The sequence below is a fragment of the Streptomyces sp. NPDC054866 genome, assembly GCF_053610745.1.
The window spans coordinates 657,798-676,298 of sequence record NZ_JBSGZA010000002.1 but is presented as its reverse complement, the minus strand read 5'-3'; the positions used below and the strand labels follow the sequence as shown (position 1 = coordinate 676,298).

Annotated in this window: 16 protein-coding genes; 8 read left to right on the top strand and 8 right to left on the bottom strand. The window is 71.1% G+C overall.

All coding sequences use genetic code 11. From position 1 onward, the window contains the following. Positions 1–140 precede the first annotated feature (140 nt). The 3 genes from ACWGI2_RS11810 to ACWGI2_RS11800 are packed head-to-tail and all read left to right on the top strand — an operon-like array spanning position 141 to position 3,330. A complete protein-coding gene (locus ACWGI2_RS11810; RefSeq protein ID WP_453395304.1) occupies positions 141–1,499 on the top strand; it encodes a glycosyltransferase family 4 protein in 1,359 nt (452 codons plus the stop codon). Next, entirely contained in the window at positions 1,499–2,242 is a 744-nt protein-coding gene (locus tag ACWGI2_RS11805; protein ID WP_160504786.1) for a class I SAM-dependent methyltransferase, read from the top strand. The genes ACWGI2_RS11810 and ACWGI2_RS11805 overlap by 1 nt, the downstream gene beginning before the upstream one ends. Further along, complete coding sequence (locus ACWGI2_RS11800) at positions 2,239–3,330, top strand: prenyltransferase (protein ID WP_453395303.1); 1,092 nt, start codon at positions 2,239–2,241, stop codon at positions 3,328–3,330. The genes ACWGI2_RS11805 and ACWGI2_RS11800 overlap by 4 nt, the downstream gene beginning before the upstream one ends. 45 nt (positions 3,331–3,375) lie before the next feature. Here the strand turns inward: ACWGI2_RS11800 and ACWGI2_RS11795 are convergent, their stop codons facing one another. After that, positions 3,376–3,666 carry a hypothetical protein gene (locus tag ACWGI2_RS11795; RefSeq protein ID WP_453395302.1) on the bottom strand — a complete coding sequence of 97 codons (291 nt, stop codon included), beginning with the start codon at positions 3,664–3,666 and terminating at the stop codon, positions 3,376–3,378. Between the two features lie 125 nt (positions 3,667–3,791). On the opposite strand from ACWGI2_RS11795, the gene ACWGI2_RS11790 reads away from it, so the two are divergent. Then, positions 3,792–4,343, top strand: a complete 552-nt coding sequence (locus tag ACWGI2_RS11790) for a hypothetical protein (RefSeq protein ID WP_453695068.1) — start codon at positions 3,792–3,794, stop codon at positions 4,341–4,343. 78 nt (positions 4,344–4,421) lie between these two features. On the opposite strand, the gene ACWGI2_RS11785 is transcribed toward ACWGI2_RS11790, so the two are convergent. From ACWGI2_RS11785 to ACWGI2_RS11765, 5 genes are all read right to left on the bottom strand, one after another. Next, the gene (locus ACWGI2_RS11785; RefSeq protein ID WP_453695067.1) at positions 4,422–5,432 is read right to left on the bottom strand and encodes an LLM class F420-dependent oxidoreductase; all 1,011 of its coding nucleotides are present in this window, start codon (positions 5,430–5,432) and stop codon (positions 4,422–4,424) included. A gap of 115 nt (positions 5,433–5,547) precedes the next feature. After that, positions 5,548–6,414, bottom strand: coding sequence for a hypothetical protein (locus ACWGI2_RS11780; RefSeq protein WP_453695066.1), 867 nt, complete (start codon positions 6,412–6,414; stop codon positions 5,548–5,550). A gap of 168 nt (positions 6,415–6,582) precedes the next feature. After that, entirely contained in the window at positions 6,583–7,593 is a 1,011-nt protein-coding gene (locus tag ACWGI2_RS11775; protein WP_453695065.1) for an N-acetylmuramoyl-L-alanine amidase, read from the bottom strand. A gap of 22 nt (positions 7,594–7,615) precedes the next feature. Further along, entirely contained in the window at positions 7,616–8,269 is a 654-nt protein-coding gene (locus ACWGI2_RS11770; protein WP_453695064.1) for a class I SAM-dependent methyltransferase, read from the bottom strand. 213 nt (positions 8,270–8,482) lie between these two features. Then, entirely contained in the window at positions 8,483–10,216 is a 1,734-nt protein-coding gene (locus tag ACWGI2_RS11765; RefSeq protein WP_453695063.1) for an MFS transporter, read from the bottom strand. Between the two features lie 272 nt (positions 10,217–10,488). Between ACWGI2_RS11765 and ACWGI2_RS11760 the strand changes: the two genes are divergently transcribed. The 3 genes from ACWGI2_RS11760 (at position 10,489) to ACWGI2_RS11750 (ending at position 15,419) form a co-directional block, all read left to right on the top strand. Then, positions 10,489–12,678, top strand: a complete 2,190-nt coding sequence (locus tag ACWGI2_RS11760; RefSeq protein ID WP_453695062.1) for an acyl-CoA dehydrogenase — start codon at positions 10,489–10,491, stop codon at positions 12,676–12,678. 20 nt (positions 12,679–12,698) lie between these two features. Continuing rightward, positions 12,699–13,889 (top strand): lipid-transfer protein, encoded by a 1,191-nt coding sequence (locus tag ACWGI2_RS11755; protein WP_453695061.1) that lies wholly within the window; start codon positions 12,699–12,701, stop codon positions 13,887–13,889. A 105-nt stretch (positions 13,890–13,994) separates the two neighbouring features. After that, positions 13,995–15,419, top strand: a complete 1,425-nt coding sequence (locus ACWGI2_RS11750; RefSeq protein ID WP_453695060.1) for an MFS transporter — start codon at positions 13,995–13,997, stop codon at positions 15,417–15,419. Between the two features lie 46 nt (positions 15,420–15,465). Here the strand turns inward: ACWGI2_RS11750 and ACWGI2_RS11745 are convergent, their stop codons facing one another. Both ACWGI2_RS11745 and ACWGI2_RS11740 read right to left on the bottom strand, forming a co-directional pair. Next, the gene (locus ACWGI2_RS11745; RefSeq protein ID WP_453695059.1) at positions 15,466–16,071 is read right to left on the bottom strand and encodes a response regulator; all 606 of its coding nucleotides are present in this window, start codon (positions 16,069–16,071) and stop codon (positions 15,466–15,468) included. Further along, positions 16,068–17,315 carry a sensor histidine kinase gene (locus tag ACWGI2_RS11740; protein ID WP_453695058.1) on the bottom strand — a complete coding sequence of 416 codons (1,248 nt, stop codon included), beginning with the start codon at positions 17,313–17,315 and terminating at the stop codon, positions 16,068–16,070. Before ACWGI2_RS11740 ends, ACWGI2_RS11745 begins: the two co-directional genes overlap by 4 nt. 297 nt (positions 17,316–17,612) lie before the next feature. Here ACWGI2_RS11740 and ACWGI2_RS11735 point away from each other — a divergent pair, with 297 nt between their 5' ends. Then, complete coding sequence (locus ACWGI2_RS11735) at positions 17,613–18,470, top strand: MaoC/PaaZ C-terminal domain-containing protein (protein WP_453695057.1); 858 nt, start codon at positions 17,613–17,615, stop codon at positions 18,468–18,470. Positions 18,471–18,501 lie beyond the last annotated feature (31 nt).

Here is an 18,501-nt window from a genome sequence, read left to right as displayed (position 1 = left end):
ACAGCGCGGCTACCTGCCGGTAGATTCAAAGCTCGTTCCGCGATCAATCAGCGATCATTCAACGATCAAGTCTGAAACTTGTTCTAGATTACCGTCCCGGCGTAACCTCGCGGACAACCGCAGGGAGAAGGGGGCCGAGAGTGACCGCTGAGGCCATGGAGGCGGGCCCCCGGACGGGGCCGTACGCCGATGGTGACCGTCCGTTGCGCATCGCTCTCCTCACGTACAAAGGGAACCCGTTCTGCGGGGGACAGGGCGTCTACGTACGTCACCTCTCACGCGAGCTGGCCCGCCTCGGCCACAGCGTCGAAGTGATCGGCGCGCAGCCCTACCCCGTCCTGGACGAGGGACTCGAAGGCCTCAGGCTCACCGAGCTGCCGAGCCTCGACCTCTACCGCTCGCCCGACCCCTTCCGCACGCCGAAGCGCGACGAGTACCGCGACTGGGTCGACGCGCTCGAAGTGGCGACGATGTGGACCGGCGGCTTCCCCGAACCCGCGACGTTCAGCCTGCGCGCCCGCCGCCATCTACGCGCCAGGCGGGGCGAGTTCGACGTCGTGCACGACAACCAGACGCTCGGCTACGGCCTGCTGGGCGACCTCGGCGCCCCGCTCGTCTCGACGATCCATCACCCCATCACCGTGGACCGCCGGTTGGACCTCGACGCGGCGCCGGACTGGCGGCGCCGCATGTCCGTACGCCGCTGGTACGCGTTCACGCGCATGCAAAAGCGCGTGGCCCGCCGTCTGCCCTCCGTGCTCACCGTCTCCGGCACATCGCGCCAGGAGATCGTCGACCACCTCGGCGTACGCGCGGACCGCATCAACGTCGTGCACATCGGCGCCGACACCGACCTCTTCTCGCCGGACCCCTCGGTCCCCGAGGTGCCGGGCCGGATCGTCACGACGTCCAGCGCCGACGTCCCGCTCAAGGGCCTCATCTACCTCGTCGAGGCGCTGGCCAAGGTCCGCGCCGAGAACCCCGCCGCCCACCTCGTCGTCGTCGGCAAGCGCGCCGAGGACGGTCCTGTCGCGCAGGCGATCGAGAAGTACGGCCTCGAGGACGCCATCGAGTTCGTCAAGGGCATCACCGACGCCGAGCTGGTGGACCTGGTCCGCTCGGCCGAGGTCGCCTGCGTCCCTTCGCTGTACGAGGGCTTCTCGCTCCCCGCGGCCGAGGCGATGGCCACGGGGACCCCGCTCCTCGCCACGACCGGCGGCGCGATCCCGGAGGTCGCGGGGCCGGACGGCGAGACCTGCCTCGCGGTGCGGCCCGCCGACCCGGGCGCCCTCGCCGCGGGCCTGATCCGGCTGCTCGGCGACCGCGAACTGCGGGCCCGCCTCGGAGCGGCAGGCCGCGAGCGGGTTCTCGCCAAGTTCACCTGGGCCCGCGCCGCCCAGGGCACCGCAGAGCTGTACCGCGCGGCGATCGCCCGCACCCCAGGCCCGCAAACCGGCCGCCCCGCCGCCAGCCCGACGTACTCCGGGAGCCCTAGCTGATGCTGACCGTCGACTTCACCCGCTTCCCGCTCGCCGCGGGCGACCGCGTCCTCGATCTGGGCTGCGGCGCGGGCCGGCACGCCTTCGAGTGTTACCGGCGGGGGGCTCAGGTGGTGGCCCTCGACCAGAACGGCGAGGAGATCCGCGAGGTCGCCAAGTGGTTCGCCGCGATGAAGGAGGCGGGCGAGGCGCCCGCGGGCGCGACCGCCACCGCTATGGAGGGTGACGCGCTCAACCTCCCCTTCCCCGACGCCTCGTTCGACGTCGTGATCATCTCCGAGGTGATGGAGCACATCCCCGACGACAAGGGCGTACTCGCGGAGATGGTCCGCGTCCTGAAGCCGGGCGGCCGCATCGCGGTGACCGTCCCGCGCTACGGCCCCGAGAAGATCTGCTGGGCCCTGTCGGACGCCTACCACGAGGTCGAGGGCGGCCACATCCGCATCTACAAGGCGGACGAACTGCTCGGCAGGATGCGCGAGGCGGGCCTGAAGCCCTACGGCACGCATCACGCGCACGCGCTGCACGCGCCGTACTGGTGGCTGAAGTGCGCGTTCGGCGTCGACAACGACAAGGCGCTGCCGGTGCGGGCGTACCACAAGCTCCTGGTCTGGGACATCATGAAGAAACCGCTGGCCACGAAGGTGGCGGAGCAGCTGCTCAACCCGGTCGTGGGCAAGAGTTTCGTGGCGTATGCGACGAAGCCGCACCTGCCGAAGGCCGACGCGAAGACCGACGCGTGACGAGCCCGGAGCGGACGGAACACCTGGTCCTGCCGGGCGTCCTGACGGCGGATCAGGCCACGAGGACAGTCCGCGGAATTCTGGCGGTCCAGCGCGAGGACGGCGCGATCCCGTGGTTCCGCGGCCACCACCTCGACCCCTGGGACCACACCGAGGCCGCCATGGCCCTGGACGCGGCGGGCGAGCACGCGGCCGCGGCCCGCGCCTACGACTGGCTGGCGCGGCACCAGAATCCGGACGGTTCCTGGTACGCGGCGTACGCCGACGGGGATCCGCGCGACGTGACGGACCGGGGCCGCGAGACGAACTTCTGCGCGTACATCGCGGTGGGCGTCTGGCACCACTACCTCTCGACCGGCGACGACACGTTCCTGGACCGCCTGTGGCCGACGGTGGTGGGCGCGGTGGAGTTCGTGCTCGCCCTCCAGCAGCAGGGCGGCCAGATCGGCTGGAAGCGGGAGCAGGACGGGACACCGGTCAACGACGCGCTCCTGACCGGCAGTTCGTCCATTCACCAGGCGCTGCGCTGCGCCCTGGCGATCGCCGAGCAGCGCGAGGAGCCGCAGCCTGACTGGGAGTTGGCGACGGGCGCCCTTGCCCACGCGATACGCAGCCACCCCGAGCGCTTCCTGGACAAGGACCGCTACTCGATGGACTGGTACTACCCGGTCCTCGGCGGCGCGCTGACGGGCGCGCAGGCCAAGTCCCGTATGGAGGAGGGCTGGGACCGCTTCGTGGTGCCGGACCTGGGCGTGCGCTGCGTCATCCCCAACAACTGGGTGACGGGCGGCGAGAGCGCCGAACTCGCCCTGTCCCTCTGGGTGTTGGGCGAATCGGACCGCGCCCTGGAGATCCTCCAGTCGATCCAGCACCTGCGCGACCCGGAGACCGGCCTCTACTGGACGGGCTACGTCTTCGACGACAAGGCGATCTGGCCCGAGGAACTGACGACGTGGACGGCGGGCTCCCTGCTGCTCGCGGTGGCGGCACTCGGCGGCGACGAGGCCACCTGCGCGGTGTTCTCGGGAGAACGCCTGCCGGTGGGCCTCGCGCCGGAGTGCTGCGGGGCGGCCGCGGGGGGCCAGTAGCGCCGGGTCAGGGGCGCCGGGTCAGGGGCGTGGCGGCTCCGTTGCTCAGTAGCGGCGGAGCCGTCCCGCGATGGCATGGCCGACGAAGACGTAGACGAGGGCTGCCAGGCCGTAGCCGCAGACGACTCGGGCCCATGCCTCGTCGAACGTGAACAGGTCATGGGACCAGCCGGCCAGCCAGCGGGCCACGTCATGGATGAACTGGACGAGGTCGTTGGCGCGGTTCGCGTCCAACAGATACATGAGGATCCACAGGCCGAGGATGATGGCCATCACGTCCGCGACGATGACGATGACCCTCGCTGCGCTGCTGCCACGTGCTTGTCGGGTGGACATGGGAGGACGGGTACCAGGCTCGGCCTGGCCGAAACCCGTACGGGCTCGCCCGAGTGGCGGCTCCCGCCGGACGGGGTGAGGCTGCCGGGAGAGCCGTCCGCCCCTGGAGGCCCCTGGAGGTCCCCGTGTCGCTGTCCGCCGCGGCCGTACGCCGGTCTTTCGTCGCACCTGTGCTGTGCGGAGCCCTGCTCGCGGGGACGACCGCGTGCGGCGGTGACGACACCGCTGACGCTTCGTCCACGCCGTCGGGCACCAGCTCCGCGGAGAAGCAGAAGTTCGCGAAGACGCGGTTCGTGGCGAACGCGGGGATCGCCGCGGGGGCGACGTACCAGTGGATCGTGAAGCCCTTCCGGGCGGGGAAGTTCAAGAAGGGCGCGGACGGCAGGAAGTTCGCCTTGATCAAGGCGGGGCTCGCCGGAACCCTCGCCTACAACCGCCTGAAGGCGGCAACGAAGAACGCCAAGGGCGACCCGACGCTGGCCAAGGCGGTGGCTCCCCTCACCGCGGGGATCGACGCGCTGAAGGACCTCCCCTCGAAGCTGCGCAAGGGGGAGTCGACGGACTCGGTCGTGAACTCCTTCGACGACGTCATCAACCAGGTGAAGGGCGCGGGGAAGAGCGCGGGCGCGGAGGTCAAGGACAAGGTGCCGTCGGCGGGGGAGCTTTCGAAGGGCTGAGTCTGGCTCCGGAGCCTTGGGCGCCGTTGATCACCGGCTCCGCCGAGTTCGTCCTCAAACGCCGGACGGGCTGATTTCTCAGCCGTTCAGCTCCGCCAGCACCCGCAGCGTATGAGCGTCCGGCGCCAGCACCAGCAGATCCGTGACCGGACCCTTGCGCCACAGCTCCAACCGTTCCGCGATCCGTTCCCGAGGTCCCACCAGTGAGATCTCATCGGCGAAGGTGTCCGGCACCGCCATCACCGCCTCCTCCCGGCGCCCCGCCAGAAACAGCTCCTGGATCCTCCGCGCCTCCGCCTCGAACCCCATCCGCGCCATCAGATCCGCATGAAAGTTTCGCGCGGAGTGCCCCATTCCGCCGATATAGAAGCCCAGCATCGCCTTGACCGGAAGCAAACCCTCCGCCACGTCGTCGCAGACCTTCGCCCGCGCCATGGGCGCGACCATGAAGCCGTCCCGCGCATCCGCCAGCGACGCCTCGTACACATCGGACCGCATCGGCGACCAGTAGAGCGGCAGCCACCCGTCCGCGATCCGCGCCGTCTGCGCGATGTTCTTCGGACCCTCCGCGCCGAGCAGCACCGGCAGATCCGCCCGCAGCGGATGCGTGATCGGCTTCAGGGGTTTGCCAAGGCCGCTCCCGTCCTCCCCCTGGTAGGGGTGCGAGTGGAAGCGGCCGTCCAGAGCCACCGGCCCCTCCCGCCGCAGGACTTGGCGGATGACATCCACGTACTCCCGCGTCGCGGTCAGCGGTGACTTGGGAAAAGCCCGGCCGTACCACCCCTCCACCACCTGCGGCCCGGAAAGCCCGAGCCCGAGCATCATCCGCCCGCCGGACAGGTGGTCCAGGGTCAGGGCGTGCATCGCGGTCGTCACCGGCGAGCGCGCCGCCATCTGCACGACCGCCGTGCCCAGCTTGATCCTTGAGGTCTGCGCCGCGATCCAGGTCAGGGGAGTGAAGGCGTCGGAGCCCCACGCCTCCGCCGTCCACACGGAGTCGTATCCGAGCCGCTCGGCCTCCTGGGCCAGTGCCACATGCCCGGGGTCGGGGCCGCGCCCCCAGTAGCCGAGTGCGAGTCCCAGGCGCATACGCGATCCCCGATCCTTCCTGACGGGCCGTCAGTTCAGTGCAGGGTGGCGACTGTACGACAACGGCCCCCCGCCCGGAAGGGCGAGGGGCCGCGATGCTGCCTGTGGCAGGGACTCAGCCGCGCTGGATCCCCGTGGTGTCCTGCAGCACGCCACGACGGCCGTCCTGCGTCTGGGCCACCAGGCCGGGACCGCGCTGCTCGACGGCCAAGTACCAGGTACCGGGCGCCAGTTCGGCGATCGGCGTCGGCGAACCGTCCTCCGCGTACAGCGGACGCGGCACCGGCACGGCGAACCAGAACGGCGAGAAGTCACCGGTGGCCTGCGCCTGTCCGGGAGGCGGCGTCTGCTGCCCCGGCTGCGGCTGACCCGGCTGGGCGCCGAAGGGCTGACCCTGCTGCGGCTGACCGGGCTGAGCGCCGTACGGCTGCCCCTGCTGCGGCTGACCCTGCGCACCGGGGTACCCGTAACCACCCTGCGGCTGACCGCCGTAGGGCTGGGGGGCGGCGGGGCGCGGGGCGCCGACGAGGGGGGCCTTGAAGGCGGGGACCGTCAGGGCGAGGATCGCACCGGCGGCCAGGATGAGCGTGGCGATCAGGGAGAGGATGAGGCCGATGCCGGCGTCGACACCGGTATCGCCCCCGCCCGAGCCCACGTTGTCGTAACCGCTGGACGGGTCGAAGACCTGCCCGAGGGCGCTCCAGGCGGCGGCGATGGCGAAGGCGACACCGAAGTGTCCGAGGTCGAGGCCGAGCACCTTCGGGGGCGTCGGCAGACCGCGCGAGACGACGATGCAGACGGCACCGATGATCCCGGCCAGGGTGACGCCCATCAGTACCGGACCGCTGTTCCAGGCGTTCGGCATGTCCAGCGAGTCCGGAGCGTCTTCGACGTCGAAGATGTCCAGGAACGAGGCGATGAACAGCAACACCGCTGCCCCGATCACCACGCCGTCGCCTCGAGTGAGAGAGCGGATATTCACTTCAGGTCCTTCGTAAGTCGTCTCGTCGGTGGAGGCGTCGCTCGCCCCAAGGTCGTGGTGCTGAGCGCGGGGATGGCCCCCCATCGTACGGAGGACATTATCGTTCACGCGGGTGGGGTGTCTGCTTGGGATAAAGACCTGAGGCCCTACCGACCCGCTACCGACCCGTTATCCCCGCAGGAAGCTCACGATTCCGTCCGAGATCCCCTGAGCCGCCTTCTGCCGCCAGGTGCCGCTGGTGAGCAACGCCTCGTCCTTCGCGTCCCGCATGTTGCCGCACTCGATGAACACCTTGGGGACCGTGGACAGGTTGAGGCCACCCAGGTCCTTGCGTACGTCGAGTCCGGTGCCGTCGCCGACGTAGTTGGAGGGGGCGCTGCCCGTCGCGAGCACGAACTTGCCCGCGATGCGCTCGCCCAGGTCGCGGGACGGGACGACGATCTTGGAGGTGTCCGCGGCGCCGGACTTCACCGACGCGGGAAGGATCACATGGAAGCCGCGGTTGCCGGCCGCGGAGCCGTCGGCGTGGACGGAGACGACGGCGTCCGCGCGGGCGTTGTTGCCGATGCGGGCGCGCTCGTCGACGCAGGGGCCCCAGGGGCGGTCGCCGTCCTGGGTGAACTTGACCGTGGCGCCCTGCTTCTCCAGCAGCGTGCGCAGGCGGCGCGAGACGTCGAGGGTGAACTGGGCCTCGGTGTAACCGTTGTTCGTGGAGGTGCCCGTGGTGTCGCACTCCTTGCGGTGCGTGCCGACGTTCACCAGCTTGTTGATCTCGGCCGTGTGCTTGCCGTTGCCCGTGTTGTGACCGGGGTCGACGACGACGACCTTGCCCTTGAGGGGGCCGGAGGCGGCGGGGCGGCTCGAAGACTTCGGAGGCTTCGACGCGCTGGGCTCGTCACTCGCCTTGCCGTCGCCCTTGTCGCCTTCGTCACCCTTGCCGTCGTCCTTCTCGGAGGCCGACGGGGAGGGTTTCGCTGAGGACGCCGAACCCTGCGCGGACTGGCTCGTGGAGGGGAGCGTTCTGGGTGGCTCGCTGCCACCGGGGCCGCTCGTCGCCTCGTAGATGAGCCACCCCGCGAGGCACGTCGGCACCAGCGCGGCGAGCGTCACCGTGAGGGGGCCGCCGCTGAAACGGCGGGGCGGGCGTGGGGGCTGGCTGTCCGGACCTACGTACGACACGACAGCGACTCTAACCGCGAGGTCAGATCCCCGCTCCCGTTCGCCGCAGGACGCGCAGGGAGTCGGTTGACGAGACCTCGGTGAACGCGCCGGACTCCAGGGCCCTGAGGTAGACGCGGTACGGGGCCTGGCCCGTCATGATGTCCGTGGGGTTCGGGAAGACGTCGTGGATCAGGAGCAGGCCGCCCTCCGCGATGTGCGGGGCCCAGCCCTCGTAGTCGCCCGTCGCGTGCTCGTCCGTGTGGCCGCCGTCGATGAAGACCAGGCCCAGCGGCCCGCCCCAGGCCTTCGCCACCTGCGGGGAGCGGCCGACGATCGCGATCACGTGCTCCTCCAGGCCCGCGTGGTGCAGCGTGCGGCGGAAGGTGGGGAGCGTGTCCATCCGCCCCACTTCTGGGTCGACCGTCGCCGGATCGTGATACTCCCAGCCCGGCTGCTGCTCCTCGCTGCCGCGGTGGTGGTCCACGGTGATGGCCGTGACGCCCGCCTCGCGTGCGGCGTCCGCCAGCAGGATCGTGGAGCGGCCGCAGTACGTCCCGACCTCCAGGAGCGGAAAGCCGAGCGCCGCGGCTTCCGTCGCCGCGGCGTACAGGGCGAGGCCCTCACCGGCGGGCATGAAGCCCTTGGCCGCTTCGAAGGCGGCGAGAATCTCCGGCTTGGGCTGGGGGGCGGCCATGGGGTTCCTCCCGGTCGTCAATGCGATGGGTGCGTCCCGGGCCGATGGGTGCGTCTCGGGCCGACCTATGCTGCCGCATGGCCTGGGCAGTCAGGGAGGCGGGGCCTTGGTTGCCCTCATCACCGGCTTCGCCGAGTTCGTCTTCGAACGCCGGACGGGCTGATGAGTTTCAGCCCGTCCGGCGTTCGAGGACATCAGAGCCCCGCAGGCCCCCTACGCCGGCACATCACTCCCACCCGGCAGCAGCAGATCCAGCTCCACCGCCAGGTCGTCCCCACGATGCGCCGCCGCCGAGGCAAGCGGCGCATGCCCCGCGGCCGTCGCGGCGAGGACGTAGGAGCCGTCGCCCGGGACGGAGAGCGAGTATCGCCCGCCCTCGTCCGTGAGCGCCGCCCCCGCCTGCCGTCCACGCCGGTCGATCAGTGTCACCTTGGCGCGGGCCACCGGCGCTCCGGAGGGGCTCAGTACCCGGCCGTGGAATCCGGCCAGCGCCTCCTCCGCGGCCCGCAGGTTCGCGTCCTCCTCGCTGCTGGCCCGCAGTTGCGTCTTGGCCGAGCGGCGGGCGGAGGGCAGGAACAGGGCGAAGACCAGGCCCAGGGCCACCGCGCCCGTGGCGATCAGGAACGACGTGCGGAAGCCCGTCATGGTGGGGATCGCGACGCCGCCCACGTGGTCCGCCGTGTTGGCGAGGACCATGCCGATGACGGCGCTCGACACCGACGTACCGATCGAGCGCATCAGGGTGTTCAGGCCGTTCGCCGCGCCCGTCTCAGACGGGTCGACCGCGCCGATGATCAGCGCCGGGAGCGAGGAGTAGGCGAGGCCGATGCCCGCGCCGACGACCACCGCGATGATGATCGTCTGCCAGGCGGCGCTCATCAGGCCGAGGCCCGCTCCGTAGCCGATCGCGATGATCAGCATGCCGAGGATGAGGGTCACCTTCGGGCCGTACTTCGCCGAGAGGCGGGCGTAGACCGGGGCCGTGAACATCATCGTCAGACCGAGCGGCGCCACGCACAGACCCGCGACGACCATGGACTGGCCGAGGCCGTAGCCGGTGGCGGTCGGCAGCTGGAGCAGTTGCGGCAGGACGAGCGAGATCGCGTAGAACGCCACGCCGACCATGATCGAGGCCAGGTTGGTGAACAGGACCGCGGGGCGTGCCGTGGTGCGCAGGTCCACCAGCGGTGCCTTGAGGCGCAGCTCCATCACGCCCCACAGGACCAGGACGACCGCCGCCGCGCCGAACAGGCCGAGCGTCAGGCCCGAGGTCCAGCCCCAGTCGCTGCCCTTGGTGATGGGGAGGAGGAAGAGGACCAGACCCGCGGAGAGGCCGAGCGCACCGGCCACGTCGAACGTGCCCTGCGCCTTCACCGTGCTCTCGGGTACGAAGAGGACGGTCAGGAGCATCGAGACGACGCCGAGGCCCGCCGCGCCGAAGAACAGGGCGTGCCAGTCGGCGTTCTGCGCGGTCAGTGCCGCGAGCGGCAGCGCGAGGCCGCCGCCGACGCCGATGGACGAGCTCATCAGGGCCATCGCGGAGCCGAGCTTCTCGCGGGGCAGCCCGTCACGCATCAGGCCGATGCCGAGCGGGATGGCGCCCATCGCGAAGCCCTGGAGCGCGCGGCCGACGATCATCACGACGAGGTTGTCGGTGAAGCCGCAGATCAGGGAGCCCACGACCATCACGGCCAGGCTCATCAGAAGCATGCGGCGCTTGCCGTAGAGGTCCCCGAGGCGGCCCATGATCGGGGTCGAGACGGCGCCGGCGAGCAGCGTCGCCGTCATGACCCAGGTGGCGTTCGACGGCGTGGTGCTCAGGAGCGTCGGCAGGTCCTTGATGACCGGCACCAGGAGCGTCTGCATCACCGCGACGACGATGCCGGCGAAGGCGAGTACGGGGACGACTCCGCGGGTGCCGCGTTGGTGGGTCGTCGACTGCGTCATTACGTGGGGCCTCCGGGGGCGGTGCAAAGGGTGGCAGGGGTACGTGCAGTGCGAACCTGTTTCCCTGGGCGACTATTCCGACGGATGTCGTACGAGGGGAATTCTTGACCTGTTGTTAACCGGGCGGTCAGGGGAGGCTCGCGTCCACCGCTGAAGCGGACCCGGAGCGGACCCTTAGGGGGCCCGTATCTGACCTTCCGTCAGACTTCCATCGAACTGAAACGTGTTCTAGCCTGTCGCCGTCCCGGAAGCTGCTACCGGCGAGGACGCGCATGGGCATCGGAATCACGCAGGAACAGCGGGAGTTGGCGGCGGCCGTGCGCGGCTGGGCCGCCCGCGCCGTACCGCCCGAGGAGATACGCAAGCTGCTCGACGACGCGCCGCCCGGAGAGGGCGCCAGGCCCGCCCACTGGGACGGGCTCGCCGAGCAGGGGCTGCTCGCGGTGCACCTGCCCGAGGAGTGCGGCGGTGGGGGCGGCGACCTCGTGGACCTCGCCGTCGTCCTGGAGGAGGCCGGGCGGGCCGCGCTCCCGGGGCCGTACCTGGCGAGCTCCCTCGCCTCGGCCGTCCTGCACCGGGCGGGCGCCCGCGAGCTTGCCGCCGACCTGGCGTCCGGGGCGCGCATCGGCGCCGTCGCGCTCGGCGCGGGCACGCTGACCGCGGTGTCCGTGGCGGACGGCTACCTCCTCGACGGCACCGCGCCGCCCGTCCTCTCCGGAGCCGACGCCGACCTGCTGATCCTGGCCGCGGAGTCCGCGCGCGGAACCGAGTGGCTGGCCGTCGACGCGGCCGAGCTGACCGTACGTACGCAGGAGAGCGCCGATCCGACGCGGCCCACCGCCGAGGTGACGGCGGACGGGGTGGAGGTCCCGGCCGGGCGGGTGCTCGCTGTCGACGCCGCGCTCGTACGGGATCTCGCGTGTGCCGTGTACGCGGCCGACGCGTGCGGTGTCGCGGGATGGGCGCTTGAGACCGCCACCGAGTACGCGAAGGCGCGGGAGCAGTTCGGGCGGCCGATCGGGCAGTTCCAGGCGGTCAAGCACCTCTGCGCGGACATGCTGGTGCGGCTCGAACAGGCGCGGGCGCTCGCGTGGGACGCGGCGCGGGCGGCGGACGAGACGTCGCGGGAGGCGCGGGGCCTGGTCTGCGCGCTCGCCGCCGGAGCCGCGCTCGACGCCGCGTACTCCTGCGCCAAGGACTCCATCCAGATTCTCGGCGGCATCGGCTTCACCTGGGAGCACGACGCGCACCTGTATCTGCGCAGGTCACTGGTTGCCCGGCAGCTGCTCGGCACCGGTGACGGGCATCGGCTGCGGGCGGTGCGGCTCGCGGAGGGCGGGGCGCGCCGCGAGCTGCGGATGGAGCTGCCCGATGAGGCGGACGCGTACCGGGAGCAGGCGCGCGAGGCCGTCGCGGCGGCCCGGGGGCTCGACCCGGCCGCCGCGCGCAAGGCACTCGCGCCGACCGGCTACGCCGCGCCGCACCTGCCCGAGCCGTACGGCCTGGGCGCGGGCCCCGTCCAACAGCTCGTCGTACAGGAGGAGTTGGCGGCTGCCGGGGTGCGGGTCAGCGATCTCGGGATCGCCACCTGGGTGGTGCCCTCGCTCATCGCGTACGGGACGGGTGAGCAGCAGGAGCGGTTCCTGGCGCCGACGCTCAGGGGCGAGGTGCTGTGGTGCCAGCTGTTCAGCGAGCCCGGGGCCGGTTCGGATCTGGCCGCGCTGCGGACGCGGGCGGAGCGGGTCGAGGGCGGCTGGCTCGTCAACGGCCAGAAGGTGTGGACGAGCGCGGCGCAATGGGCCGACCACGGGATCCTGCTTGCCCGTACGGACCCCGACGCCCCCAAGCACAAGGGGCTCACGTACTTCGTCATCGACATGAAGCGGGCTTCGGGCATCGACATCCGCCCGCTGAAGGAGATCACCGGGGACTCCCTCTTCAACGAGGTCTACTTCGACGACGTCCTGCTGCCCGCCGACGCGGTCGTCGGCGAGGTGAATGACGGCTGGCGGGTCGCGCGCCACACGCTCGGCAACGAACGCGTCCACATGGCCGACCAGCTGACCTTCGACACCGGCCTGGAGGCGCTCATCGGACGCGCCGGTGAGCTCGACGGCGCCTGCCGCGCGCGGATCGGCGCGCTCGCCGCCGAGGCGCACGCACTCGCCTGCATCGGCCTGCGCACGACGATGCGGCAGGTGGCGGGCGCGGAGCCGGGGGCCGGGGCCTCCGTACGCAAGCTCGTGCAGACCCCGCATCAGCAGAAGGTCGCCGAGCTCGCCCTCGAACTGCTCGGGCCCGCGGGCGCGGTGCGCGAGGGCGCAGGGGAGCGGGCGCTGCACGGCTTCCTGATGTCGCGCTGCCTGACCATCGCGGGCGGCACCACGCAGGTGCAGCTGAACGTCGTCGCGGAGCGGCTCCTCGGCCTGCCGAGGGACCCCGAGCCGCGCCCCATCATCTGATCCATCGAAGGAGACGGGTTGTGAAGGCGTACATAGTCGGCGTCGGAATGACGAAGTTCGAGAAGCCCGAGACGCGGGACTGGCAGTACTGGGACATGGCGAAGGAGGCGGGCACCAAGGCGCTCGACGACGCCGGAATCTCGTACGAGCAGGTGGAACAGGTCCCGGTCGGCTACTGCTTCCAGGCCTCGACGGCGGGCCAGCGGGCCGTGTACGAACTGGGCCTGACCGGCGTCCCCGTCTATAACGTGAACAACAACTGCGCGACGGCGTCGACCGCGCTGATGATGGCGCGGCAGTTCGTCGAGCGCGGCATCAACGACTGCGTGCTCGCGCTGGGCTTCGAGAAGATGGCGCGGGGCGCGCTGGGGGGCGGGAGCGACGGGGGAGACTTCAAGACGTCCCCCGTGGCCCGGCACTACGGCGTGATGGCGGCACGCCACGGCTTCGAGATGACCCCGCCCACCGCCCAGATCTTCGGCAACGCGGCACGCGAGCACATGGAGAAGCACGGCACGACCGAGGCGCAGCTCGCCGCGGTGGGCGCGAAGAACCACCGGCACTCGGTGAACAATCCGTACGCCCAGTTCCAGGACGAGTACACCGTCGACGAGATCCTCGCCGCCAAGACCATCCACCGTCCGCTCACCAAACTGCAGTGCTCGCCGACGTCGGACGGGTCGGCCGCCGCGGTGGTGGTGTCGGAGAGGTTCGTGGAGCGGCACGGCCTCCAGGAGCGCGCCGTGGAGATCGCCGCGCAGGCGATGACCACGGACACCGGGGAGTCCTTCGCGTCGGGCTCGTGCATCGACGTCGTGGGGCAGCCCATGTCGAGGGCGGCGGCGCGGCAGGTGTACGAGAGGTCGGGCCTCGGCATCGAGGACGTCGACGTCGTCGAGCTGCACGACTGCTTCTCCATCAACGAGCTCCTCACCTACGAGGCGCTCGGCATGTGCGCGGCGGGGGAGTCCGGAAAGCTCGTCGAGAGCGGGGCGACCACCTACGGCGGGCGGTGGGTGGTGAACCCGTCGGGCGGCCTGATCTCCAAGGGGCACCCGCTCGGCGCGACGGGCATCGCCCAAGTCGCCGAGCTCACCTGGCAGTTGAGGGGCCAGGCGGACGCGCGGCAGGTGGCGGGGGCCCGGGTGGGACTCGCGCACAACATCGGCCTCGGGGGAGCGGCGGTGGTGACGCTGCTGCGCAAGGGCTGAACGGCGGGAAACGGAGAGGACCTCGGGTCCTAGGACCCGAGGCCGAGGTCCTCTGCGTCGATGCCCCGATGCATACGGAGCCCGGACCCTGGCACCATTCCTGTCATGGTCCAAACGCCCCCCGACACTTACATAGCCGCACCGTCGCGGAAGTCCGCGCCCGTGTGGGCGGTGCTGCTCACCGCCTGCGCAGGGCAGTTCCTGGTCGTCCTCGACGTGTCCGTGGTGAACACCGCCCTGCCCTCGATGCGCTCCGACCTGGGCATGAGCGCCGTCGGACTGCAATGGGTGGTCAACGCGTACTCGATCGCCTTCGCGGGCTTCATGCTGCTTGGCGGTCGGGCCGGCGACCTCTTCGGGCGCAAGCGGATGTTCCTGGTGGGTCTCGGGCTCTTCACGGTGGCCTCGCTCGCGGGCGGGCTCGCGCAGGCCGAGTGGCAGCTGCTCGTGGCGCGGGCCGTGCAGGGGCTCGGCGCGGCGGTCCTCGCCCCTTCGACCCTGACGATCCTCACCTCGGCGGTGCCCGAGGGCCCTGCCCGGATACGGGCGATCGGGACCTGGGCGGCGGTGGGCGCGGGAGGAGGCGCCGCGGGCGGTCTCGTCGGCGGGGTCCTCACCGACCTGCTCTCCTGGCGCTGGGTGCTCCTCATCAACGTGCCGATCGGCGCGCTCGTCGTCGTCGCGGGCGTGGCCTGGCTCACCGAGAGCAAGGCCGGCCAGGCGCGCCGCCTCGACGTGCCGGGCGCGGTGCTCGTGACGGCGGGGCTCGCCACGCTCGCGTACGGGATCGTGCAGACGGAGGAGAAGGGCTGGACGGCGACGGCGACCCTGGTGCCGCTGGCCGCCGGGCTCCTGCTGCTCGGCCTCTTCCTCCTGGTCGAGGCGCGTACAAGGGTTCCGCTGATGCCGCTGAAGCTGTTCCGGGTGCGGTCGGTGTCGGCGGCGAACGCGGCGATGTTCGTGTGCGGCGGCGGCATGTTCGCCATGTGGTTCTTCATGACGCTGTACGCGCAGAACGTCCTCGGCTACTCGGCCCTCAAGGCGGGCCTCGCCCTGATCCCCTCTTCGCTGACGATCGTCCTCGGCTCCAAGCTGGCGCCGCGGCTGATGCGGGTGCTCGGCGCGAAGAACGTGTCCGTGCTGGGGATCCTGGTGGCGGCGGCGGGCTTCGGCTGGCAGTCCCTGATGACCGCCGACGGCGGCTACGTCACCTCGATCATGCTGCCCGGCATCGTGATGATGCTCGGCGCGGGTCTCGCCACGACGCCGCTGGCTTCGCTCGGCACTTCGGGGGCGGACCCGGAGGACGCGGGGCTTGTCTCCGGGCTCATCAACACGTCACGGACGATGGGCGGGGCGCTGGGCCTCGCGGTGCTCTCGACGGTTTCGGCGTCGCGGATGGGGGGTTCCACGACTCCGGAGGCTCTTACCGCGGGGTACGCGATGGCGTTCCGGACTAGTGGGTGCATTTTGCTGGCCGGGGTCCTTGTGCTGCTGCTTTGGATGCCGCGGGACGGGGCTGAGCGATAGTTCCAGCCCGTCCGGCGTTTGAGGACATCTTGTGTCCCTGGGTCGGCTAAAGCCAGCCTCGCTGTCTCGCTTCCCGTACCGCCTCCATGCGATTCCGCGTCCCCGTTTTCCCGATCGCCCCCGAGAGATAGTTCCGCACCGTCGACTCCGAGAGGTGCAGCTTCGACGCGATGTCGGCGACCGTCGCCCCGTCCACGGAGGCCCGCAGGACATCCGCCTCCCGTGGCGTCAGCGGACTCGGCCCCGCGCTCAGGGCGGCCGCCGCGAGCGCGGGGTCGATCACCGTCTCGCCCCGCAGCGCCTGCCGGATCGCCTCCGCCAGGTCCTCCACCGGGCCGTCCTTGACCAGGAAGCCCACCGCTCCCGCCTCCATGGCCCGGCGCAGATAGCCGGGCCTGCCGAAGGTCGTGAGGATGAGGACCCGGCACTCGGGGCACTCCTCCCGCAACGCCGCAGCCGCGTCGATCCCGCTGATGCCCGGCAGCTCGATGTCCAGGAGCGCCACATCCGGCCGGGAGTTCAGCGCCGCGTCCACGATCTGGTCTCCCGCGCCCACCTGCGCGACGACCTCGATGTCATGCTCCATGCCGAGCAGCAGCGCCAGCGCGCTCCGCATCATGCCCTGATCCTCGGCGAGCAGGACTCTGATCATGGGGTGCGCTCCTCCGCGACGGGGCAGGAACCGGAAGCAGGACCGGGTCCGGGGCTTGGCTCGGTGACCGGCAGCTCCGCTGTGACCCAGAATCCGCCGCGCGGCGCGGGGCCGGACTCCAGGGAGCCGCCCGCCGCCGCGAGGCGCTCGGCCAGGCCCTTCAGCCCGCTGCCGGGCTTTCCCGAGCCTACGCCGCGGCCGTCGTCGGTGATCAGCAGCCGAGTCCGTTCGGCGGTGCCCGCCACCTCGATCTCGCAGCGGGTCGCCCTTGAGTGGCGTACGACATTCGTGGCGGACTCCCGGACGACCCAGCCGAGCAGCGCCGCCGTCTGCGGAGCCAGCGGCGGCCCCGACTGGCGTACGACCGCCTCGATGCCCGCCGCGTCCAGGAGGTCACGGGCCCGGTCGAGCTCCGTGGCGAGGCTGCCCTCGCGGTAGCCGGTGACCGCCTCGCGGATCTCGGTCAGGGCCTGGCGGCCGACGGACTCGATGTCGGAGACCTGGCCGAGCGCTGCGTCCAGGTCACGGGGCGCCAGACGGCGCGTCGCCTCCGCCTTCACGACGATCACCGAGAGCGTGTGGCCGAGCAGATCGTGCAGGTCCCGCGAGAAGCGCAGCCGCTCCTTCTCGACGGCGCTGCGGGCCAACTCCTCACGTGTGGCGCGCAGTTCCTTCACCGTCTCGGAGAGGGCGAGGATCGCCGCCGTCACCATGACCGAGATGAACGTGCCGTACGCGATGCCGGCCGCGTCCCAGCCGTCCTTCAGCCCGCCGACCACTGCCGCCGCGACGCTCAGGGCGATCCCCGTGGGAACGAGCTGCCGCCCCCGCAGCGCCGCGCCCGTGGCCAGGCCGAGCAGCGGGAAGAACATCAGCCAGCTGTCGCCGTAGCCGATGGTGAGGGCCAAGGTGACCGCGGTCAGCGCGAGCAGCAGCTGCTTGGTGACGCGCGCCTCCCGCGCCCGCTTGTCGAAGGCGCGGAACACCACGGCGATGTAGAGGGAGTTGAAGGCCAGCAGGCCGAGACCGCCGAGCCAGGGGTTCCCCGTCTTCCCCTGGAGGAGGTTGGAGAAGGAGCCCATGCCCATCAGGAGCCAGGGCAGCATCGCGAAGCCGTTGGGCGGGCCCAGGTCCTCGGGCCTGCTCCGGCCGGACTTCTCCCGCTCCCGCATCTCGGCGAGCTGCGCCCTGCCGCTGTCCTTCCAGGCCGCGAGGCGTGCGTGCCGCTGCCAAAAGCCCTTCATCGCGGTCCCTCGTAGAGCTCGTTCGTCATGGCGCTGACGCTACGGACCCGAGGCCGCCTCGCGGCAGACGTGGGTGTACGGACTTGGCCGGTACAAATGTCACACGCCTGATCAGGGGTGAATCTGACGTGACGTCAGGAGTCTTCACAACTACCGGACGCTCGGCTATACATGGGATCGCCGGACTGGAACGCGTTCTAGAACGGGCTCCTTTCCGGCCCTGTTGCGACCTCGGTGCGACCGACGGTGCGGACGGCCGCACCGAGGTCTTCAGACCGGCCAAGGAGCTGCCACCACATGCCCATCGATGCCGCGAAAGCACTGGCCGCGGAGCCCAGGTCGGCCGAGATCACCTGGGATCACAAGGACATCCAGCTCTACCACCTGGGCCTCGGCGCGGGCGTCCCCGCCACCGACCCCGACGAACTGCGCTACACCCTGGAGTCCAAGCTGCACGTCCTGCCCAGCTTCGCCACTGTCGCGGGCGCCGGGATGGGCATGCTCGGCGGGCTCTCGTCCCCCGGAGTCGAGGTGAACCTGGCCGCGGTCCTGCACGGCGGCCAGAGCATCACGCTGCACCGCCCGATCCCGGTCAAGGGCAAGGCCGTCACCACCTCCAAGGTGGCCGCCGTGTACGACAAGACCAAGGCCGCGATCCTCGTCCTGCGCACCGAAGTGGCCGACGCCGAGGGCCCGTTGTGGACGAGCGACGCCCAGATCTTCGTACGCGGCGAAGGCGGATTCGGCGGCGAACGCGGCCCCTCCACCCGCCTCCCGGCCCCCGAGGGCGAGCCGCACCTGACCGTCGAGCGCCCCGTCCGCGAGGAGCAGGCGCTGCTCTACCGACTCTCCGGGGACTGGAACCCGCTGCACGCCGACCCCGAGTTCGCCAAGCTCGCCGGCTTCGACCGCCCCATCCTGCACGGCCTGTGCACGTACGGGATGACGCTCAAGGCCGTCGTCGACACTCTGCTCGGCGGCGACGTGTCACGGGTGCGGAGCTACGGCACGCGCTTCACCGGGACCGTCTTCCCCGGGGAGACCCTGCGGATCCGGATGTGGCGCCCCGAGAGCGGCCGCGTCCAGGTGGCGGTGACGGCGGTCGAGCGGGACGACGCGCCGGTGCTCGCCGACACGATCGTGGAGCACGCCTGAATCGTCGAGCACGCCTGAATCGTCGTACACG